Here is a 20,150-nt window from a genome sequence, read left to right as displayed (position 1 = left end):
TGAAGGATGAAGTGACGAGCTGGATTGACCAGAGAAACACCGCTGGAACGACGGTGAACTGGCACTTCACCGTAGAACACTGTCGCGAAAAGATGAGTCGTCACTACAAGGGTATCAAAATATAGAAATCAATGTACTAGGCTGATCTCGCAATCCAGTTCCAGCCGACCAGATGTCGGCAGGCAGACTTCAACAAGGCCCACAGCAGTTTCACTCCGGCGGGCAGACAATGCGGGCATGAGCGACCCCGAACGCCGCGACCTGTTCCGCCGCCAGGACCTGTTTTACCGCCAGGACGAAATGCCCGACGAGCTGTTTTACCGCCAGCCCCGCTTCGTGACCCACATCGACGAGGGCGCCATCGCCGCCGTGACGCAGCTCTACCGCGAGTATTTTCCTGCCGGGGGCCGCATTCTGGATTTGATGAGTAGCTGGATCAGCCACCTGCCGCCGGAGGCCGAGTACCGCCAGGTCGTCGGGCTGGGGCTCAACCGCGCCGAGCTGGAGCGCAACCCGCGCCTGAGCAGCGCCGTGGTGCAAAACCTGAACACGGCGCCCACGCTGCCGTTCGGCGACCACAGCTTCGACGCGGCGGGCATCACCGTGTCCATCGACTACCTGACCGATCCCGTGACGCTGCTGCGCGATCTGGGGCGCGTGCTGGTGCCGGGCGGGCCGGTGGTCATCAGTTTTTCCAACCGCTGCTTTCCCAGCAAGGCGGTGGCCGTCTGGCATGAGCTGGACGACGCCGGGCACCTGGCGCTGGTGGGGCAGTACCTGGAGGCGGCGGGCAACTGGGCGCAGATCGAGGCGCTGGACCGCAGCCCACTGGTCGGCGGGCGGCGGCGCGGTGATCCGCTCTTCGCGGTGGTGGGCCGGGCGAGAGGCTGAGCTGGTTGAAGGCGCCCGGCCTACGTGAAATGGCCTGTTCGGCGCCATCTCTGCCATCATCGGCAGTGACCGCCCCGCCATCTCTGCCATCATCGGCAGTGACCGCCCCGCCTTACCTGCCCTCACCCCAAGGACTTCAGACCGCACATGGACACACGGCACACCAACACCTCAGCAGAGCGTCCAGCCGCACCCGCTCCAGCCCGACCTCCGACTATCGCCCTGCCGGAGACGGCCCTGGTGGCGCTGATCGGCGCGTCGTCTGCGGGCAAGAGCAGCTTCGCGGCGCGGCATTTCAGGCCCTCGGAAGTGCTCTCCAGCGACTTTTTCCGGCGGCTGGTGGCGGACGACGAGGGTGCCCTGGACGCCAACGCCGATACCTTCGAGAGCCTGTATTTCGTGGCGGCCAGGCGGCTGGGGCGCGGTCTGCTGACGGTCATCGACGCCACCAACCTGCGTCCGGAGGACCGCAAAAAGCTGATCGCCCTGGCCCGCGACCACGACGTGCTGCCGGTGGCCATCGTGCTCGATCTGCCGCTGGACACCCTGCTGGCGCGGCACCAGGCCAGGGCCGAGCGCGACTTCGACCCCGGCGTGCTGCGGCGCCAGCAGCGCGACCTGCGCCGGGGAGCGGGCGGCCTGCGCAAAGAGGGCTTCCGGCACCTCTGGACGCTGGGCAGCGAGGCCGAGGTGGACGCCGCACGGCTCAGCCGCGTGCCGTTGCTGACCAACCGGACTGACCTGCGCGGCCCCTTCGACTTTATCGGGGACGTTCACGGCTGCCTGGCCGAGCTGAGCGAGCTGCTGCTGAGGTTGGACTACCCGGCGACGGGGCCGCATCCGCAGGGCCGCACCGCCGTCTTCGTGGGCGACCTGACGGACCGGGGGCCGGATTCGGCGGGCGTGCTGCGGCGCGTGATGGACCTGGTGGGCAGCGGCAGCGCCCTGTGCGTGCCCGGCAACCACGACGACAAGCTGCTGCGTTACCTGAGCGGCAAGACCGTCACGCTGACGCACGGCCTGGGCGGCACCGCCGCGCAACTCGAAGCGGCGGGCGGCGCCTTCAAGGCTGAGGTTCGGACCTTTCTGGCCGGGCTGGTCAGCCACCTGGTCCTCGACGGCGGCGCCGTGGTGGTGGCGCACGCCGGGCTGCCGGAGCACTACCAGGGCCGGGCCTCCGGGCGGGTGCGGAGCTTCGCCCTCTACGGCGACGTGGACGGCAGCACCGACGAGCACGGCTTTCCGCTGCGCGGCGACTGGGCGGCGGCCTACCGGGGCAAGCGCCGGGTCGTCTACGGCCACACGCCCGTGCAGCGGGCCACCTGGGTCAACAACACCATCGACATCGACACCGGCTGCGTGTTCGGCGGCGCCCTGAGTGCGCTGCGCTACCCGGAACTCGAACTGGTCAGCGTCCAGGCCGGGGCGCCGTACGCCGTGCCCGGCAGGCCGCTCGCCCCTGCCAGCTCAGAAGCGTCCAAGCCTGATGTGCTCGACCTGGCCGACTTCAGCGGGCCGCAGCGGCTGGACGTTCGCAGCTTCGGCAGCGTCGCCTTGCGGGAGGCCGAGCTGATGGGCGCCCTGGAAACCTTCGGGCGCTTCGGGGCCGACCCCCGCCGGGTGCTGTACCTGCCGCCGACCATGAGTCCGGTGGAGACCAGCCGCCGGGCCGACCTGCTGGAACACCCCCAGGAAGCCTTTGCCTATTACCGCCAGGAGGGACAAGGCGCCGTGATCTGCCAGGAAAAGCACATGGGCTCACGCGGGCTGATGTTGCTGACCCGCCACGAAGAGGCTACGCGCTCACGCTTCGGGCCGGAAGGCGGGCTGATCTATACCCGCACCGGGCGGCCCTTTTTCAAGGAGGCGAGCTGGCAGACGGATATTCTGGTTCGTGCCCGCGACGCTGCCGACGCGGCGGGCCTGTGGGACGAACTCGGCACCGACTGGCTGCTGCTTGACGCCGAGATTTTGCCCTGGAGCCTCAAGGCCGCCGAGCTACTGCGCGGGCAGTACGCGGCCACCGGGGCGGCGGGCCTGAGTGCTTTGGCCGCCGCACAGGCGCAGCTCGAACTGGCCGCGCACAATGGGGTGCCCATCGGCGAGCTGCTGGAGCGAACCCGGCTGCGCGGCGCCGATCTGGCGGCCTACCGGGAGGTCTACCGCGCCTATGTTCGCCGGGCCGGGGGGCCGCAGGACGTACGAATCGCCCCGTTTCACCTGCTGGCCTCGGAAGGCGCGGTGCATGACCTGAAACCTCATACCTGGCACCTGGAGCTGCTGGGCCGACTCTCTGAGGCCGCCCCAGAGCTGTTTATTCGCACCGAAACCCGCACGGTGGACCTGCACGACCCGGCCAGCGAGGCCGAGGCGACGGCCTGGTGGGAGGCGCTGACCACACCGCAGGGCACGCCCGGTGAAAACACGCTGGGTGAGGGGATGGTAATCAAGCCGCTGATGTTCCGCGATCCGGAGCGCCGACTGCTGCAACCGGCCCTCAAAGTGCGCGGCGCCGAGTACCTGCGCCTGATCTACGGCCCGGAATACCGCCAGCCGCAGCACCTGGAGCGCCTCAAGGAACGCGCCGTCAAGGCCAAGCGCAGCCGGGCCATCCGCGAGTTTCACCTGGGCCTGGAAGGGCTGCACCGCTGTGTGGAGGGCGCCGGGCTGCGGGCGGTGCATAGCTGCGTCCTGGGCGTCCTGGCGCTGGAACAGGGCGAACTCGATGCCAGGCTGTGAGGCTCAGGGGGGCGGTCAGGCGGTAGTGACGATCAAGTGACGATCCAGTCGGCATCTACTGAGCCGTGAGTCCCTGTTTTACCGACTGCGCCAGGCTTTCCAGAATGAAATAGCAACTGGTCGCCCCCGCGTCCAGCACCCCGATGGAGCGCTCGCCCAGGCGGCTGGCACGGCCCAGGCGGGCCTGAAGCATGCGGGTGGATTCCTGACCCTGCTTCGCGGCAGCCACCATCTCGTCCAGGGCGGCGGCGAACGGCTGCCCGGCCTCCAGGGCGGCGTGGTAGGCGTCGCGGGCCGGAATCAGCGTGTCAATCAGGGTCTTGTCGCCCACCTGGGCGCTGCCCACGTCCTGCACAGCGTCCACGCCACTGCTCAGCGCCGCGCCGAAGTTCTTTGCGTTCAGCTCGCCCTGAGTGCTCAGCGCCTCCGACATCGCCAGAAAAAACCCGCCGTAGAGCGGCCCCATCGAGCCGCCGATGCCTTCGAGCAGGGTCATGGCCAGGTCGTCCAGGGCGGCGGCCAGGTCAGGCGTCTGGGCGCGCCCGGCCATGCGGGTCCGGGCCTGCGAAAAGCCCTTGCTCATGTTGATGCCGTGGTCGCCGTCGCCGATGGCCCCGTCGATCTCGCTGAGGTAGGCTCGCTGGAGGGCCATCATGTCGATCAGGTTTTCGACGATGTAGGCAGCGCCCCGCATCGGCAGGCTCTGATTCTGAACTTGGCTCACCGCTCGCCCCCGACGCTCAGACCCACCGACTGGCAGGGGGCGGCCAGCAGGTCTCTGAGTTCGTCGTCGAGCTTGAGCAGTGTCACGGTCACGCCCATCATCTCCAGCGAGGTGAACAGGTTACCGACAAAGGGGCGCTGAATACCGACACCCTCGGCGTCCAGGCGGCGGGAGAGCTCACCGTAGAGGATGTACTGCTCCATCAGCGGCGTGGCGCCCAGGCCGCTGACCAGCACCGCCACCTCGTCGCCCCGGAGAATCGGCAGGTCGGGCAAGATGATGTCGAGCATCAGGTCGGCCATATCGTGGGCGCTGCGGATGTGGGTGACCTGGATGCCGGGTTCGCCGTGGTGGCCGATGCCGACCTCCATCTGGCCGTCCGGAATGGTGAAGTTGGCCTTGCCCACCGCCGGGATGATGCACGACGAGAGCCCGATGCCCACGCTACGGGTCTGGTCGATGGTTTTCTGGGCCAGCCGGATCACCTCGCCCAGACCCTCGCCCCGCGCCGCCGCCGCACCCGCGATCTTCCACATCAGAATCTCGCCCGCCACGCCGCGCCGCTTGGCGATCTCGGTTTTTGGCGCCGAGGCCACGTCGTCGTTGGCCACCACCGTCCTGACGACCAGCCCGGAGCGCTCGGCCATCCTGATCGCCATCTTGACGTTCATGTTGTCGCCCGCGTAGTTGCCGTACAGCACGGCCACGCCGCCGCCGCCGTCGGCGGCCACCACCGCGTCGTGAAAGCTCTTGGCGGTGGGCGAGGAAAAGATCTCGCCGACGGCCACGGCGTCGAGCAGCCCTGAGCCGACGTACCCCAGAAAAGCCGGTTCGTGGCCGGAGCCGCCCCCGGTGACCAGGCCGACGCGCCCCGGCTGAGCGGCGGTCCGGGCGACGATGACGCGGGGATTTTCGGCCACGCTGAGGGTGTCACTGTGCGCCCGAACGTACCCTTTGAGCATATCCTCGACCACCAGGTCTGGATCGTTGATGACTCGGTTCATAGCGGCTCCTTGAGGGGGGGGGTTGAGGTGATGTTGACATGCCAGACCGGTGCGCCCTGGTCGGCGGCGCCGCCGAGGGCCGTCCCAGGCTGAGGGCCGCCTCGATTCGCAGATGGGACGTGGTGCAGCCAGGGTCGTAAGCCCGACAGTCTTGTTCGGGCGCTGCTGCGTTGGCCTGGGCGTGCAGCTCAGCAACCCGACAGCTCACGGTCCAGGGCGTCCGACCTGGCCTGGCGGTGCTCCTGGTCGTAGGCGTTGATGCGGTCCACCTTGGCGCTGCTGCCCCCACCCTCGAATTCTGAGCGCAGAAAAGCGTCCACCACGCTTTTGGCCAGTTCCGGACCGATCACACGGGCGCCGAGGGTGATGATCTGGGCGTTGTTGCTTTTGCGGGCGCGCTCCGCCGAGTAGGTGTCGTGGGCCTGCGCGGCGCGGATGCCAGGCACTTTATTGGCAGAGATCGCCACGCCGATGCCGGTGCCGCACAGCAGGACGGCCCGCTCGAACACGCCCGCCGCGACCTGCTCGGCCACTGCGAAGGCGACATCCGGATACAGCGCTGTTTCGCCGTCCTGAACACCGAAATCCTCGGTTTCGATGCCCTGGGCGCTCAGATGACGCTTGAGAATTTCCTTGAGTTCGTATCCCGCCTCGTCGCTGCCCAGGGCGACCTTGCCGTGCTGGATCTGGCCGTGCTTGATCTGGGAGACCGGATTTGCTGAAGGTGTGGTCACTGCTGGTCCTCCTGTGTGGCTGGTGGAGCTGTCTGGCTGGTGGAGCTGTCTGGCTGCTATCGCCCGACATCCGTCCTGAGCTGGTGATCGTCCGCACCGCACCGTCCTCACCGAACTGCCGGACAGACCCGACTGCACAGACCCGACTGGACAGACCCTACTGCTCGGCACACAACCGGCCATCTGGCCCCGACGAGTGGTCCCCAAGTGCTGCGACCAGTCGACAGCCAGTCAGTTGAGAGCCAGCCTGTCGATCAAATAATCTCTGCGTGAGCGGATGTTCACTACTGAGCGAAAGTTCAGAGCCGACTCCATATTTATGGTCGCTTGCTTCAAAAAAGTCAAGGTGGGTGCAGCCAGGAATCCCCTCAGAGCGTGGCTTCGGGGGCTCGGCGGCGAAAACAGCCGGTCATCTGCCGCTATATTAAGAATTTATGATTGTACCCGGTTTAATTATCTGGAGGTGTTGACAATTCCTGAAGCGAGGCTTTAACTTACGCTCAACCAAAGCGCAATTGTTCAGCCCAGGTGGCCTACGGGTTCTGGGGTCACGCCGACCCACGCTGGGCGCACGCTTTGGACCACCTTCAGCTCAGTCTGAAGCCCTCGTTCACCCCCGTTCAGGAGGAACTACCATGGAACAGTTTCACTCGCTTCGTCGCCGCAGCGCGGCCCTGCTCGCACTCGGCCTGGCCATGGCGCTCAGCGGCGCTCAGGCTCAGGGCTTCGACTGGATGCAGGCCAAGGGCGCGACCATCAACGTGGCTCTCAACCAGCACCCCTACCAGGCGGCGATTCTCAAGAAGCTCGCCGACTTCACCAAGATGACCGGTATCACGGTGAAAACCACCGTCACGCCGGAGTCGAACTATTTCGACAAGGTGACCACCTCGTTGTTTGCCAAGAACGGCAATCCCGACGTGTTCATGACCGGCATCTACCAGTCTTGGGACTACGCCACGGCGGGCAGCATGGAGCCGCTGGAGAAGTACATGGCCGACGCCAAGCTAACTGACAAAGCCTGGAACGAAAAGGACTTCTTCGCGGGCGTGCTCGACGCGGGCAAGTGGAGCCTCAAGGTCGGCGACCCCAGCGGCAAGGGCTCGCAGTGGGTGCTGCCCCTGGGCTTCGAGAGCAACACGCTGGCCTACAACAAGAAATACTTCGACTCCAAGGGCCTCAAGCCGCCCAAGACGCTCGACGAGCTGGCGGCGCTGGCGGTCAAGCTCAAAGGCTGGAACGGCCCCGGCAGCTACGGTCTGGCGGTGCGCGGCACCCGCGAGTGGGCCACCATCCACCCCGGCTACATGACCGGCTTCGACGCGGCGGGCAACAAGGATTTCGTCATCAAGGGCGACAAGCTGGTCTCGGCGGTCGACACCCCCGGCGCCATCGCCTTCACCAAGAAGTGGGCCGACATGATCCGTGAGGGCGGGCCGCCCGCCTGGAGCACCTACACCTGGTATCAGGCCAGCTCGGACCTGGGCGCCGGTAAGGCCGCCATGCTCTACGACGCCGACATCGCCGCCTACTTCCAGAACGTGCCCAAGGCCAGCAAGGAAGCGGGCAACATCGCCTGGACCACCCCGCCCATCGGCAGCGGTAAGCCCACCGCCAACGAGTGGATCTGGGGCCTGGGCATGAACAGTGCCAGCAAGAACAAAACGGCGGCCTGGCTGTTCATGCAGTATTTCACCAGCCCCAGCTACCAGCTCCAGGCGGCCATCAACGACGCCACCGTCAACCCGCCCCGCGCCTCGACCTGGGCCGACGCCAAGTTCAAGGCGACGCTGGCCAAGGCTTCGGGCTACACCGAGTCGTTCAACAAGTACATCGGCGGCACCAGTATTAAATTCACGCCGCAGCCGTACTTCTTCGAGACCACTACCGACTGGGCCGCCGCGCTTCAGAAGATGGTCGTCGACAAGGCCGACCCGACCAAGACCATGCAGGAACTGGCCGCCAGCATCAACAGCAAGGTCGGTAAACTGAAAGTCGGTCAGATCGGCAAGTAAGGCGGAGAAGCAACCCCACGCCACACGCCCTGCCACATCCGAAGAAGGGAGCTTGCGACGAACACCAATGTTTATCTTTGGATAGTTTATCTTTGGGTAAACCGAGCGGAGCGAGTATTGGGAAAAGTACGGCTGGGCGGGAGTGGAGGGATGGAGCGCACTTTGCTCAGTCCCGAAACGGTAGCCTGGCCGTACTTGGTGTTCGCCAAGCTCCCCTCGGCTTGAACGTCGCATCCGGGTCAGCACTCTCGTTGACCGGACCCGCATACCGCCGCAGCATTCAAATCCGAGCGCAGTCCGAGTGCAGCTAGCCGATGTTCAATACGGTGTTGAACACAGTCGGTGTTTAAAGGAGTGGTCATGACCACGCGCATGACATCCGAGGCCCTGCTGCGCGAGCAGCACATGCGCCAGCGGCGAGCGGACCGCTTTCGGCCCTACCTGATCCTGGCCCCGGCCTTCCTGCTGACCATCGGCATCCTGATTCCCTTTTTCTTCGCCGTGTATTTGTCGTTCACCGACATCTCGCTGAGATCGCCCAATTACGACCTGGTGGGCGTCACCAATTATGTGCAGATGTTCACCAACCCGGACTTCTGGCACGCGGTGAGCGTCACGCTGCGCTACGCGCTGTGGACCACCGGCATCGAACTGGTGCTGGGACTGGGCGTGGCCCTGCTGCTCAACGAGGACAGCCGCTTTACCACCGTCATGCGGCTGCTGCTGACCTTTCCGCTGATGGTCGCCCCGGTGATCGCCACCTTGATCTGGCAACTGATGACCAGCCCCTCGGTGGGCATCGTCGCCAACTGGCTGCGCGCTTTGGGGCTGGGCGATTTCCAGTGGGGCGCGGCGACGGGCAGCGCCATGTTCTCGGTGGTCATCATCGACGTGTGGGTCTACACCCCCTTCGTCATCATCCTGGTGCTGGCCGGGCTGCGCTCGCTGCCTGCCGACCCGTATGAGGCGGCCAGCATCGACGGCGCCAGACCCATCACCATGTTCCTGCGGCTGACCCTGCCGATGATTATGCCCTTCTTGCTGATCGCGCTGATCTTCCGGCTGATGCTCTCACTCCAGGAATTCGGCATTATCTTCGCGCTGACCAAGGGCGGCCCCGGCGACACGCTGGTGGGGATGTCGCTCTACGGCTATCAGCAGGGCTTTCAGTTCTACGACCTGGCCAAGTCGATTCCGGTGATGTTCATTTTGTACCTGGTGGTCTACCTGGCCGCCAACGTCCTGATTAACTCGTGGCGCCGCGCCCAGACCCACGCGGCGGGGGAGTGAGGCCACATGCGCCAGAGCTTACCGGCCCTGCTGACCAAACGTGCATTGCTGCTGCTCTACGGTTTTTTCGCGCTGTTTCCGCTGATCTGGATGGTCGTCATGTCGCTCAAGTCGCAGGAGGAGGTGCTGACCACCGGATTTATCTTCAAGCCCACCTTTGAAAATTACGTCACGGTGGCGACGGGCTCGGACTACAGCCGGGCGTTCGTCAACAACCTGATCGTGTCGATTGGGGCGGTGCTGCTCTCGCTGATCGTCGGCATTCCCGCCGCCTACGCGCTGGCCCGGATGCGCTTTAAGGGCAAGGAGAACATCGCCTTCACTTTTTTGTCGTTCCGCTTCGCGCCGGAGCTGTTTGTCATCTTGCCGCTGTTCATCATCTATCAGCGCCTGGGGCTGATCGGCACCTACTACGGGCTGATCTGGGTCTATCAGCTCATTACCCTGCCGCTGATCATCTGGGTGCTGCGCGGCTTTTTCGAGGACATTCCCCGCGAGCTCGACGAGGCCGCCCAGATCGACGGCTGCACCTGGGGCCAGGTCTTCGTGCGGGTGATGCTGCCGCTGGTGCGCCCCGGCCTGGTCTCGGCGGGCCTGATGTCGTTCATCTTCGCCTGGAACGCCTTCACCTTTCCGCTGCTGCTCGGCGGCGACACCCAGACCAGCACGGTGGCGATCCTGGCGTACATCTCCAGCACGACCGTCAATTACGGCCAGGTGGCGACGGCGGCCACCATCTCGATTCTGCCCTCGGTGATCCTGGCGCTGTTCGTGCAAAAGCACCTGGTGCGCGGACTGAGCTTCGGGGCGGTTAAGGGCTAAGGAGCGCCGGGTTTCGTTTGTTTCCTCTCAATTCAATCCAAGGAGTCCAGATCATGACCGACACGCTGAGCCGACCCGCCGATCCCTACCCGCACAACACCACCGAGAAGCTGATTATGCTGCAACCCGACCAGATCAACCCGGACGTGGACCTTCCCAGAACCATGCAGGCCATCGTCGCCTACGCGCCCGGCGATTACCGCCTGGAAACCGTCGAGGTGCCGCGCGCCGGACCCGACGACATCATCATCGAGGTCGAGGCGGTGGGCATCTGCGCGGGCGACATCAAGGCCTTTCAGGGCGCGGCGAGTTTCTGGGGGCTGGGCGGGCAGTCCAAGTACATCAAGGCGCCGATGATCCCCGGCCACGAGTTCATCGGGCGGGCCGTGGAAGTTGGCGCGAACGTGGCCGCCAAAGGTGAATACAAGGTCGGAGACCGCCTGATCTCCGAGCAGATCGTGCCCTGCGAGGAGTGCCGCTACTGCCGCCGGGGCGAGTACTGGATGTGCGAGCGCCACGACCTCTACGGCTTCCAGTACAACGTCAACGGCGCGATGGCCAAATATATGCGCTTTCCCTGGAACTCGCGCACCCACAAGATCCCTGAAGACGCGCCCATCGAGCAGGTCATTCTGGTCGAGCCGTATGCCTGCTCGGTGCATGCGGTGAACAGGGCCAAGATCGAATTCGACGACGTGGTGGTGCTGGCCGGGGCGGGCACCCTGGGCCTGGGCATGATCGGCGCCGCCAAGCTCAAGAATCCAAAAGCGCTGGTGGTGCTCGACACCAAGCCGGAGCGCCTGGAGATGGCAAAAGCTTTCGGCGCCGACGTGGTGCTCAACCCCCTGACCGACGACGTGAACCGGATTATCAAGGACATGACCGGCGGCTACGGCTGCGACGTCTACATCGAGGCCACCGGCCACCCCAGCAGCGTGGTGCAGGGCCTGGAGATGATCCGCAAGCTGGGGCGCTTCGTCGAGTTCAGCGTCTTCGGGCAGGACGTGACCGTCGACTGGAGCATCATCGGGGACCGCAAGGAGCTGGACATCTACGGCTCGCACCTGGGGCCGTACTGCTACCCGTTCACCATCGCCGGAATCTCGGACGGGCGATTGCCGACCCAGGGCGTGGTGACGCACCGCCTGAAGATGAGCGAGTTCAAGACCGGCTTCGACCTGATGAAGCAGGGCCAGGGCAGCATCAAGATTCTGCTGATTCCGGAGTAGCGCGGGGTAGGAGTCCGGCGTAAAGACGCCCAGATGCCAAGACGCCCAGGTGCCTAAACGCCCAGGTGGCCCGCGCCGCCAACGCCAGATGAAGCGCCGCTTAACCCCAACTGGGCGCCTGAGCCATGTTCCCTTATCGGCGGGGCGCCACACTGTTCGGGTGTCAGGCGTCCAGGTGGTGTGGTTCAAAAAAGACCTGCGGGTGCAGGATCATGCGCCGCTGTTCGAGGCGGCCCGGCGCGGCCCAGTGCTGCCGCTGTATATCTACGAGCCGGAGCAGCTCGGCCACGAGGAATTCGGCGGGCACCACCTGAGCTACCTCAATGACAGTCTGGAGGCGCTGAACACCGCCCTGCGCAGGCTCGGCACGCCGCTCGTCATCCGCACGGGCGAGGCGGCGCAGGTGCTCGAAGACCTGAGCCGCCAGGTCCAGATCACGGCGCTGTGGGCGCATCAGGAGACCGGCAACGACCTGAGTTTCCAGCGCGACCGGCGGGTGCGGGCCTGGGCGCGAGCCCTCGGTCTGCCCTTTCACGAGCGGCCCCAAAACGGCGTGATCCGGCGCCTGAAAGACCGGGGCGGCTGGGCGGCGACCTGGGAGGAGCGGATGGCGGCGCCGCCCAGCCCGCTGCCCCCCCGGCTCCAGGGCACCGACACCCCGCCGCAGGGTCTCAGGACGCACGCCGAGCTGGGCGTTGCCACGTCCAGCAAAATCATTCCCGCCGGGGGCACGCCCGCCGCCCAGGCCACCCTGGCGAGCTTTCTGGAGGTGCGCGGCGTGAACTACATGCGCGAGCTGAGCAGCCCGCTGAGCGCCGAGTCGGCCTGTTCGCGGCTGAGCGCCCCGCTGGCCTTCGGCACCGTCTCGCTCAGGGAAATCGTGCGTTCGACCCGGCAACGGCTGGCCGCCGTCAAGGGTGACCCGCAGGCCGATCCGCGCTGGGTCAGGTCGCTGCGCAGTTATGAGAGCCGCCTGCACTGGCACTGCCACTTCATGCAGCGGCTGGAATCCGAGCCGCAGATGGAGTTCGCCAACCTGAACCACGCCTTCGACGGCCTGCGCGAAGGGCGCTGGAATCAGGAGTATTTTGAGCGCTGGGCGCAGGCTCAGACCGGCTACCCGCTGATCGACGCCTGTGTGCGGATGCTGCGCACTGGCGGCTGGCTCAATTTCCGGATGCGGGCCATGCTGGTCAGCTTCGCCTCACAGCACCTGTGGCTGCACTGGCGCCCCACCGGGCTGTTTCTGGCACGTCACTGGCTCGACAACGAACCGGGCATCCACTGGGCACAGATGCAGATGCAGAGCAGCACGGTGGGCATCAACCGGGTCCGCATCTACTCGCCGACCCGCCAGGCCAGGGAGCAGGACCCGACCGGCGAGTTCATCCGGCGCTGGGTGCCGGAGCTGGCCGATGTCCACACCGACTTCATCCACGCCCCCTGGCAGTGGAGCGGGGCCGGGCGGCTGAGCTACCCGCCGCCCATCGTCGACGAGGCCAAGGCCGGGCGGGAAGCGCGGGCCAGAATCGCGGCGGCCCGGACGGGGGCGAACTTCGAGGGCGAGTCGCGGCGGGTGTACCTGAAACACGGCAGCCGCAAAAATGCCGAGGTGCGCTCTGAGCGCCTGGCGCGGGGGCAAAGCGGCAGACCGGTCCGTGCGCCGGTCAGACGCCTGGCAAAAGTGGCCGACCCGGCGCAACCGTCCCTGTTCGGCTGGGTGCACAGCCCAGCGGCCAGCCTGCCGCTCGACGTGTCGCAAGCCTCACCCCGCCCCCCGGTGCCCGTGCGCAACCTGCCCGGCGACTGGCGGGCGGCGCTGGAGCGTGAATTCAGTGCGCCCTATTTCCACGAGCTGAGCGACTTCGTGCGGCGCGAGCGGGCCGAGCACACCATCTACCCAGCCGCCCCGGACGTGCTGGCAGCGCTGCGGCAAACGCCGCTGGGTCAGGTCAAGGTGCTGATTCTGGGCCAGGACCCGTATCACGGTGGGGCTCCGGGTGGACGGGGGCCGGGTGAACGGGGGCAGGCGCATGGCCTGAGCTTCAGCGTGCGGCCCGGCGTGAGGACGCCGCCCAGCCTGGTCAACGTGTTCAGGGAATTGCAGGCCGACGTGGGCTTCCAGATACCCCCGCACGGCAACCTGGAGTCCTGGGCGAGTCAGGGCGTGCTGCTGCTCAACAGCGTGCTGACGGTGCGGGCCGGGCAAGCGGGCAGCCACGCCAACCAGGGCTGGGAGACCTTTACCGACGCCGTGATAGAGGCGGTGAACGCCCGTCCGGAGCGGGTGGTGGCGCTGCTGTGGGGCGCGGCGGCCCGCAAGAAAGCCAGGCTGCTGAGCGCCCCGCAACATGTGGTGCTCACCTCGGCGCATCCCAGCCCGCTGAGCGCCGAGCACTTCTTCGGCAACCGGCACTTTTCACTGGCGAACGCGGCGCTGCTAGAGGCGGGACTGGAGCCGCTGGACTGGCAGTTGCCGCTGGAGGTGTGAGTTTTAGAGCAGTACTCCGAATTACGCTACGGGGAAAATAGCCTCCCCGCGCCTCCATTCTGCGTCCTGCTCAGTCAACACTACTCGCTCCGCTCGGTCATAAAAAGGGTCTTTTTATGACATCTGCTCTAGGGTGTGAATCTGGACCGGTGCTCACAACTGCGCCGCCGCACTGCTCCGCGCCGCGCCCACCGCCGGGGGCAGCGCCGCCAGCACGCCCAGCGGAAAGAGTGCCGCGACCCGGCCCAGCAGCGCCCAGTCTAGGATAGGTGCGGGCAGGCTGAAGCCCAGGCGGCTGCCCAGCAATTCGCCGCCCAAAGCGCTCACCAGGTACGACAGTCCCACGCCCAGCACGAGTCCCAGCGCCACCGTCAGGGCGGTTTCCAGCAGCACCACGCCGAAGACGGTGGCGCGTCCGGCACCCAGGGCACGCAGCAGGGCCACGCTGCGGGCGCGGTCCAGACTGGCGGCGTAGACGCTCAGCCAGGTGGTCAGGGCCGCCAGCAACAGTACCAGCACGCTCAGCGCGGCGTAGGCGGCCTGGCCCTGGAGCACGAACGAGCGCACGCCCGCGAACACCTGGCCGGGAAAGACCGCCTGGGCGCCCGGACTGGCGTTCGTCTGGCTGGCGACGGAGTACAGGTCACCCAGGCTGCTGGCCGTGTAGAGCACGGCAGTCACGCCCCGCGACTCCGGCGTCAGTTGCCCGTGAATCTGCCACAGGCTCTGAATATCGGTGACGATGGCCCGGTCCACCGGCCCGCCCGTCGCCGCCAGCAGGCCGACCACCGTGTACTGCGCGTCGTGCTCCTCGGTTTCGGCGCCCGCGTGTTCTTCGAGGCCGTGGGCGCTACGAAACGTGTCACCCAGTTTCAGACCCACCTGCCGCGCCGCCGAGGCGCCGACCACGACCTCGAAGGGCTTGCCGAACAGCCGCCCGGACTGGACCCGGAAATACGGCGGCAAGTCCGGCTTCAGGCGCTGCTCGAAAAAGCGCGTGCTGGTCCCCACCACCGGCAAGCTGCGGTAGTTGTCGCCGAAGCCCAGCGGCACGGCCCGCAGGGTGCGTTGATCCGAGGCGAGCTTTTGATACACCGCATACGGCATGTTGCCGATGGGCACGTCCAGATAAAACAGGCTGCTGAGCACCGCCTGGGTCGGGCTGCCCTTGGCGGTAATCAGCAGATCGAAGACCTGGGCCGCGTCCGCCGCGCCGCGCTCGACCTGCTTGCTGACCAGCGGGACCACCAGCGCGGTGGCCGTCGCCAGCGCCACCGCCAGCAGCGTCAGAAAGGTGGCCCAGCCGCGCACCCGCAGATTGCGCAGGGTGATCCAGAGGGTCACGGGTGGGCCGATTGCGGCAGCCTGGGTTGAAGGTTGTCGGGCTGGATGGTCTCCGGCGCGGCGCTCCCGGCCCGCGCCCCGACCTCGATGCGGCGCGTGAAGGCCCCCATCACCTTCGGATCGTGGGTGACCACCAACAAGGTGGCGCCCATGTCGGCGGCGGTCTGCCTGAGCAGCGTCACGGCCTGCCCGGCGCGGTCATGGTCGAGGTGGGCGGTGGGTTCGTCGGCCAGCAGCAGGGCCGGGCGGTGGGCCACGGCGCGGGCCAGCGCCACCCGTTGCCGCTCACCGGTCGAGAGCTGACGCGGGCTGTGGTGCAGGCGATTGCCCAGCCCCAGGTCGCGCAGCACCTCGGCGGCGCGTTGCCGGGCCTGTGGGCCGCGCATCCCGGAGAGTCCCAGGCCCAGCAGCACGTTCTCAAGGGCACCGTAGCCGGGCATCAGGTGGAAATCCTGAAACATGTAGCCGACGCTGCGGGCACGGTAGGCGTCGCGCTGCGCCTCGCCGAGTTCGCTGACGAGCGTGTCTCCGAAGCGAACTGCACCGGCAACCGGTCTGAGCAGTCCGGCGATCAGGTGCAGCAGGGTCGTCTTGCCCGCGCCGCTGGGGCCGGTCAGGGCCAGTTGCTCGCCGCTGTGGGCGCTGAAATCGGGGAAGCTCAGGTCCACGTCTGCTCCGTGCCGGTAACGCAGGCCCTGAACCGTCAGGAATCCGCGTCCGGTCACTGATCTTCCACCTTCTCAGCGTAGAGGCGCACCAGGCTGACGAAGCCGGTCTGGTCGTCGCGCAAGGTGCCGTATTCGAGGCGGCCCGTCACCTTCAGGGCGCCCATGAACGGATCGAGCAGTTTGCCATCCGGCATGATGACCAGCACGATATCAGGCGGCCAGTCGGCGGCGGAGCTGCAAAACGGGCAGGTGCTCATCGGCGCCTTGGTCAGCACGAAGAAATCGAGCTTGGGCTTGAGCGGCGGCGCCATGAAGCCGGTCATGCTGACGCTCTTGCCGCTCAGGTCCCTCAGCTTCGGGCTGAACTCGATGCCGCGCACCGTGACCTTGCTGTACAGCTCGCTGAATTTGAGGCTGCTCTGGGCCTGCGCGGTCTGGGCCTGGGCCGCTGAAAAAGCCAGCAGCGTGGCGATGAGCAGAGAAACGGCTCGGTTCATCCGGCAAGTATGTCGCCGGATTGTCAGGGCCGTGAGAGGCGCAGCGAAGCGCGGCCCCGGAATACAGGGCCGCGCAGGCTGAACGCTCAGGCGGTGACGACGTTCTGGGGGTTACTTCTTGGTCGCGTCCACGCCCATCGACTTGGCGATGCTGAAAAACAGCTCGGTCTGGTCCATCAGGCCCATGAAGTTCTGGGCGCCGGGACCGAAGGCGAACAGCGGCAGCGGATCGGCGCTGTGAACGCCCTGGTTGGTGTTGCGCGGCAGGTTGCCGGTGCGGAAGTAGGCGCCCTGCTCGCTGCACACGTCGGGGTTGGGCGCGTAGCCCGTGCCGCCGTCGCTGATGGTCGGGTCTTTGAAGACGGGGCGGGCCGTGAAGGTCTCGCAGTAGTCGGGCACGCCCGCAAAGCCCACCGCGATGCCCCGCGTGGGTGTGACCATCGGGATGCCGTTGGGGTCGAGCTTGTCGGCGTAGGTGGTAAATTTGGCGTCCTGGTAGACCTGCACGGCGTCACGGTTGCCCGGCCCCTTGGTATTGTCGTAACCGGCGAAGGTGCTGATCGAGTGGGCGTGGTCGGCGGTGACGAGGACCAGCACGTCGGGGTGGGTTTCCTGATACTTCTTCGCCAGCGCCACCGCCCTGTCGAGTTCCAGCACGTCCCAGACACCGCGCTGCCAGTCGAGCGGGTGCTCGAACTTGTCGACCATACCGGCTTCGACCATCAGGAAGTAGCCGTTGGGGTTTTTATCCAGCGTCTCGATGGCCTTCTGGGTCATGTCCCACAGGTACGGCTGGTCGGTGAAATCGCCGATGACCTTGGGGTCCTTGAACTGCACCCGGTCGAGGTAGCTGTTGAAGTTGCTGAGGTTGAACAGCCCGAACAGCTTGCCCGCATTGGCCTTCATCAGCTCAGTTTTGGTGCTGACGAAGGTGTAGCCGAGCTTCTGGCTCTCGTCGATCCAGTTGGTGGCGTCCTTGCGGCGGCTGCCGGGCGCGGTCTGGGGAATGAAGTCGTTGCTGCCGCCGAACAGCAGCACGTCGGGCTTGGCGGTCCCTTTGAAGTACTGGTCGGCGATGGCGGCGTACTCGCCACGTGCGCGGGTGTGGGCGGCGAAGGCGGCGGGGGTCGCGTCGGTCCCGAAGGCCGTGCTGACCAGCCCGATGCCCGCGCCCCTGGTGCGCTTCAGAATCTCGGCGATGGTCTCGACGCGGGGGTTGTCGAGCGGGTTAACGGTGTTGTCGGGGTAGACGCTCAGGCCGTTGACCAGCACCTTCTGGCCGGTGGCGATGCTGCTGGCCGTGTTGGCGCTGTCGGTCAGGAAGCTGTCGAAGCTCGACGTGGTGACGGTGGCCATGCTACTCAGGCCGCTCTCCATCTCCAGGCGACCGTTGCTCATGCCGTTGCTGGGGTTGTACCCCTTGGCAATCAGCTCGGCGGCCCGGACGGTGTTCCAGCCCATGCCGTCGCCGATGAACAGGATGACCTTCTTGGCCTGCACGGCGGGCGTGGGCGCCTCGGCAGTCATGGTCGCCGTGCCGGTGCCCGCGCCCGTGACGTTCAAGGCGTGCCTGCCCGCCGCCAGCGAGACGCCGCGCAGGGTGTATTCCAGCGTGTCAGCCGCGCTGTTTGTCTTGACCAGGCCCTCGACAGGCTTGCCGTCCAGCGTCACCTGGGCTTCCTGGCCTGCCGTGACACCGCTCACCTCGACGCGCAGGTCGAACTGCTGCCCGGCCAGCAGCCTGGCGCCGTCGTAGGGATAGATCTTGACATCGGCGGCGGAGGCGGCGCAGACGGTAAGGAGCGAACCCAGCAGCAGTGACGCGCGGACCTTTGAGATATGTTTCATACGCTCATCATTAGAAATCCGGAATGTCAGGCGACGTTGACGATTCGGTCAGCTTTCGGTCAGCTCGCCAGGAACACCGGGAAGAGGCGGCCCGGCGCCCGACCATCTGCACCCAGGCATCTGCGGTATGGTAGACCCCATGTTCAACGCGCTGAGTCTGCTGACCCTGAGCGCCCTGGCCGTGGGGCAGACGGCGCCGAGCCTGACCGTCACGGACCGGCTCGGCCAGGTCCATCCGCTGCGCCCGGCGCCCAGGGGCCTGACCCTGCTGAACTTCTGGGCGACCTGGTGCCCGCCCTGCGTGGGGGAATTGCCGCGTCTGATGGCGGCCCAGCGCCCCGACAAGCTGAGGGTGGTGGCGCTCAACGTCGACCAGACCCCGGCCAGCGCCCTGAAGTTCTGGAAGGAAAACGCCCTGGGCGCCCTGCCGCTGGTCTTCGTCGGCAGCGGCGACCTGAGCGGCTGGCCGCTGCCGGGCCTGCCCACCAGTGTGCTGCTCGACGCCTCCGGGCGAGTCAGGGCGCTGAAATTCGGGCCGGTGAGCGCGGGGGAGCTGGCCGGGTGGGCGGGCGGAAAGTGGTGAGCGTGCTCTAGAGCAGATGTCATAAAAAGGGTCTTTTTATGACCGAGCGGAGCGAGTAGTGTTGACTGAGCAAGGCGCAGAATGGAGGCGCGGGGAGGCTGTTTTCCCCGTGGCGTCATTCGGAGTACTGCTCTGAGGGTGTCGCGTCACTCCTACTTCAGCGGCAACACCGCCGTCCCTTCCTTGACCACGGCCTGGAGCTGCTGCGGATCGAGGCCCAGCGCCTGAAGGATGGTCGGGGCCACCTGGGTCGTGCTGACCGGCGCACTGATATTGCCGCCGCCCGCATAACCGGGGCCGCTGAGCAGCAGAGCAACTCGGCTATCGTCGTCCGAGAAACCGCCGTGTTCGGCAACCTTGGTGGCGCTGGGCTTGGTGTAGATCACGCCGAGGCTCGGAATCACCATCAGGTCCGGGGCGCGGCTGTCGCTGGCCGGGTCGCCGAACATGGCCCTGAGTTCTGCGCCGACGATGATCCGGTCGATGCCCAGGGCGCCTTTCTGGCTCATCAGAGCCGTGCTGACCGCCTGCGCGTCGCCGCCCCTGAGCCAGACCACGCCCACCGTGTCGGCGGTGAGCTGTGCCAGGCTGCCCGGCTTGACGGCGTCCTGACTGGCCGCTGCCGTGATGGCCGCCGCGAGCGCCTTGCTGTCCACAACGCGCCTCAGCTTGGGGTCAATCGGTGACTGGCCGTGCTTGGCCGTCACGACGATCAGGGTGCTGTCGCTCAGGTTTTGAGTCTTCAGAGCGGCGCGCATCTGACCCAGCGAGGTGTCCACGAAGTCCAGGGCGGCGCTGACGTCCGGCGTGGGCGTCGCCGCCGCGTCCAGGTAACCCTTGGTCTTCTGGGCCACGCTCAGCGCCTGGAAGTTCATGCCCAGCACGGCGGGCACGCCGACCTTGTGGCCATCGCTGCTCAGCCCCTGGAGCTGATTCAGGACTGCCTTGACCTTGATAGCGTCGTAGGCCGCCGTCTTGGCCTCGCTGTCGGTGGTGCCCCCGGCGTTGATCTCCGGCGTATACAGGTCGTCCACGCTGGTGCCGCTGGGACCGCGCACCAGGTCATACGAGGGGTGCTTGTCGGCCCAGGCGGTTTTCAGGCCCGCCGTGTGGGCGACCTCGAAGATGGTGTTGACGCGCAGGGCGCTGTGCGGGTAGACCGGGGCGCAGCCACGGGCCGGGTCGCGGGGCAGCTTGAGGGGGTCGATACCGCCTCCGCCGTCCAGGGCCTCGGGGTTCTTGTCGATGCTCTCGTCAAAAACCAGTTCGGT

16 protein-coding genes are annotated in these 20,150 nt (G+C 66.4%); 8 read left to right on the top strand and 8 right to left on the bottom strand.

Features of this window, described 5'->3' with window-relative positions; translation table 11 throughout:
* The first annotated feature begins 237 nt into the window (after positions 1-237).
* Positions 238-891, top strand: a complete 654-nt coding sequence (locus tag Q0R23_RS12680; protein ID WP_293913556.1) for a methyltransferase domain-containing protein — start codon at positions 238-240, stop codon at positions 889-891.
* A 147-nt stretch (positions 892-1,038) separates the two neighbouring features.
* The gene (locus Q0R23_RS12675; RefSeq protein ID WP_293913554.1) at positions 1,039-3,630 is read left to right on the top strand and encodes a polynucleotide kinase-phosphatase; all 2,592 of its coding nucleotides are present in this window, start codon (positions 1,039-1,041) and stop codon (positions 3,628-3,630) included.
* 55 nt (positions 3,631-3,685) lie between these two features.
* Here Q0R23_RS12675 and dhaL read toward each other — a convergent pair whose 3' ends face one another.
* The 3 genes from dhaL to Q0R23_RS12660 all read right to left on the bottom strand — a co-directional run bounded on the left by dhaL (position 3,686) and on the right by Q0R23_RS12660 (position 6,092).
* Positions 3,686-4,354 (bottom strand): dihydroxyacetone kinase subunit DhaL, encoded by a 669-nt coding sequence (gene dhaL, locus Q0R23_RS12670; protein ID WP_293913552.1) that lies wholly within the window; start codon positions 4,352-4,354, stop codon positions 3,686-3,688.
* Complete coding sequence (locus tag Q0R23_RS12665; RefSeq protein WP_293913550.1) at positions 4,351-5,358, bottom strand: dihydroxyacetone kinase subunit DhaK; 1,008 nt, start codon at positions 5,356-5,358, stop codon at positions 4,351-4,353. Before Q0R23_RS12665 ends, dhaL begins: the two co-directional genes overlap by 4 nt.
* Positions 5,359-5,546: 188 nt before the next feature.
* Positions 5,547-6,092, bottom strand: coding sequence for an RpiB/LacA/LacB family sugar-phosphate isomerase (locus Q0R23_RS12660; RefSeq protein ID WP_293913548.1), 546 nt, complete (start codon positions 6,090-6,092; stop codon positions 5,547-5,549).
* A 635-nt stretch (positions 6,093-6,727) separates the two neighbouring features.
* Between Q0R23_RS12660 and Q0R23_RS12655 the strand changes: the two genes are divergently transcribed.
* The 5 genes from Q0R23_RS12655 to ung all read left to right on the top strand — a co-directional run bounded on the left by Q0R23_RS12655 (position 6,728) and on the right by ung (position 13,939).
* Positions 6,728-8,107, top strand: a complete 1,380-nt coding sequence (locus tag Q0R23_RS12655; protein WP_293913547.1) for a sugar ABC transporter substrate-binding protein — start codon at positions 6,728-6,730, stop codon at positions 8,105-8,107.
* 360 nt (positions 8,108-8,467) lie between these two features.
* Positions 8,468-9,397 carry a sugar ABC transporter permease gene (locus Q0R23_RS12650; protein ID WP_293913545.1) on the top strand — a complete coding sequence of 310 codons (930 nt, stop codon included), beginning with the start codon at positions 8,468-8,470 and terminating at the stop codon, positions 9,395-9,397.
* Positions 9,398-9,403: 6 nt separating this feature from the next.
* Complete coding sequence (locus Q0R23_RS12645; RefSeq protein ID WP_293913543.1) at positions 9,404-10,219, top strand: carbohydrate ABC transporter permease; 816 nt, start codon at positions 9,404-9,406, stop codon at positions 10,217-10,219.
* Between the two features lie 53 nt (positions 10,220-10,272).
* Positions 10,273-11,448, top strand: a complete 1,176-nt coding sequence (locus Q0R23_RS12640) for an alcohol dehydrogenase catalytic domain-containing protein (protein ID WP_293913541.1) — start codon at positions 10,273-10,275, stop codon at positions 11,446-11,448.
* Between the two features lie 160 nt (positions 11,449-11,608).
* Positions 11,609-13,939: a uracil-DNA glycosylase gene (ung, locus tag Q0R23_RS12635; RefSeq protein ID WP_293913539.1), complete on the top strand. Its 2,331-nt coding sequence runs from the start codon at positions 11,609-11,611 to the stop codon at positions 13,937-13,939.
* Between the two features lie 153 nt (positions 13,940-14,092).
* Here the strand turns inward: ung and Q0R23_RS12630 are convergent, their stop codons facing one another.
* The 4 genes from Q0R23_RS12630 to Q0R23_RS12615 all read right to left on the bottom strand — a co-directional run bounded on the left by Q0R23_RS12630 (position 14,093) and on the right by Q0R23_RS12615 (position 18,296).
* Positions 14,093-15,283, bottom strand: coding sequence for an ABC transporter permease (locus tag Q0R23_RS12630; protein WP_293913537.1), 1,191 nt, complete (start codon positions 15,281-15,283; stop codon positions 14,093-14,095).
* Positions 15,280-16,008 carry an ABC transporter ATP-binding protein gene (locus Q0R23_RS12625; protein ID WP_293913535.1) on the bottom strand — a complete coding sequence of 243 codons (729 nt, stop codon included), beginning with the start codon at positions 16,006-16,008 and terminating at the stop codon, positions 15,280-15,282. The genes Q0R23_RS12630 and Q0R23_RS12625 overlap by 4 nt, the downstream gene beginning before the upstream one ends.
* Positions 16,005-16,448, bottom strand: coding sequence for a hypothetical protein (locus Q0R23_RS12620; RefSeq protein WP_293913533.1), 444 nt, complete (start codon positions 16,446-16,448; stop codon positions 16,005-16,007). Before Q0R23_RS12620 ends, Q0R23_RS12625 begins: the two co-directional genes overlap by 4 nt.
* A 111-nt stretch (positions 16,449-16,559) precedes the next feature.
* Entirely contained in the window at positions 16,560-18,296 is a 1,737-nt protein-coding gene (locus tag Q0R23_RS12615) for an alkaline phosphatase (protein WP_293913532.1), read from the bottom strand.
* 127 nt (positions 18,297-18,423) lie between these two features.
* Between Q0R23_RS12615 and Q0R23_RS12610 the strand changes: the two genes are divergently transcribed.
* The gene (locus Q0R23_RS12610; RefSeq protein WP_293913531.1) at positions 18,424-18,879 is read left to right on the top strand and encodes a TlpA disulfide reductase family protein; all 456 of its coding nucleotides are present in this window, start codon (positions 18,424-18,426) and stop codon (positions 18,877-18,879) included.
* 152 nt (positions 18,880-19,031) lie between these two features.
* Here the strand turns inward: Q0R23_RS12610 and Q0R23_RS12605 are convergent.
* The coding region (locus Q0R23_RS12605) for an alkaline phosphatase family protein (RefSeq protein ID WP_293913530.1) at positions 19,032-20,150 on the bottom strand (1,119 nt) is incomplete at its 5' end.

Origin of the sequence: Deinococcus sp., from assembly GCF_025362455.1 — a bacterium.
GTDB lineage: Bacteria > Deinococcota > Deinococci > Deinococcales > Deinococcaceae > Deinococcus.
The sequence above is the reverse complement of the archived record's forward strand: the minus strand, read 5'-3'. Positions and strand labels throughout refer to the sequence as shown.

Excerpts from the sequence above, each read along its gene's own strand:
- Q0R23_RS12610 (WP_293913531.1), top strand. The coding sequence starts at position 18,424 with ATGGTAGACCCCATGTTCAACGCGCTGAGTCTGCTGACCCTGAGCGCC.
- Q0R23_RS12620 (WP_293913533.1), bottom strand. The coding sequence starts at position 16,448 with ATGAACCGAGCCGTTTCTCTGCTCATCGCCACGCTGCTGGCTTTTTCA.
- Q0R23_RS12665 (WP_293913550.1), bottom strand. The coding sequence starts at position 5,358 with ATGAACCGAGTCATCAACGATCCAGACCTGGTGGTCGAGGATATGCTC.
- Q0R23_RS12655 (WP_293913547.1), top strand. The coding sequence starts at position 6,728 with ATGGAACAGTTTCACTCGCTTCGTCGCCGCAGCGCGGCCCTGCTCGCA.
- Q0R23_RS12615 (WP_293913532.1), bottom strand. The coding sequence starts at position 18,296 with ATGAAACATATCTCAAAGGTCCGCGCGTCACTGCTGCTGGGTTCGCTC.
- Q0R23_RS12675 (WP_293913554.1), top strand. The coding sequence starts at position 1,039 with ATGGACACACGGCACACCAACACCTCAGCAGAGCGTCCAGCCGCACCC.
- Q0R23_RS12640 (WP_293913541.1), top strand. The coding sequence starts at position 10,273 with ATGACCGACACGCTGAGCCGACCCGCCGATCCCTACCCGCACAACACC.
- Q0R23_RS12650 (WP_293913545.1), top strand. The coding sequence starts at position 8,468 with ATGACCACGCGCATGACATCCGAGGCCCTGCTGCGCGAGCAGCACATG.
- Q0R23_RS12645 (WP_293913543.1), top strand. The coding sequence starts at position 9,404 with ATGCGCCAGAGCTTACCGGCCCTGCTGACCAAACGTGCATTGCTGCTG.
- Q0R23_RS12680 (WP_293913556.1), top strand. The coding sequence starts at position 238 with ATGAGCGACCCCGAACGCCGCGACCTGTTCCGCCGCCAGGACCTGTTT.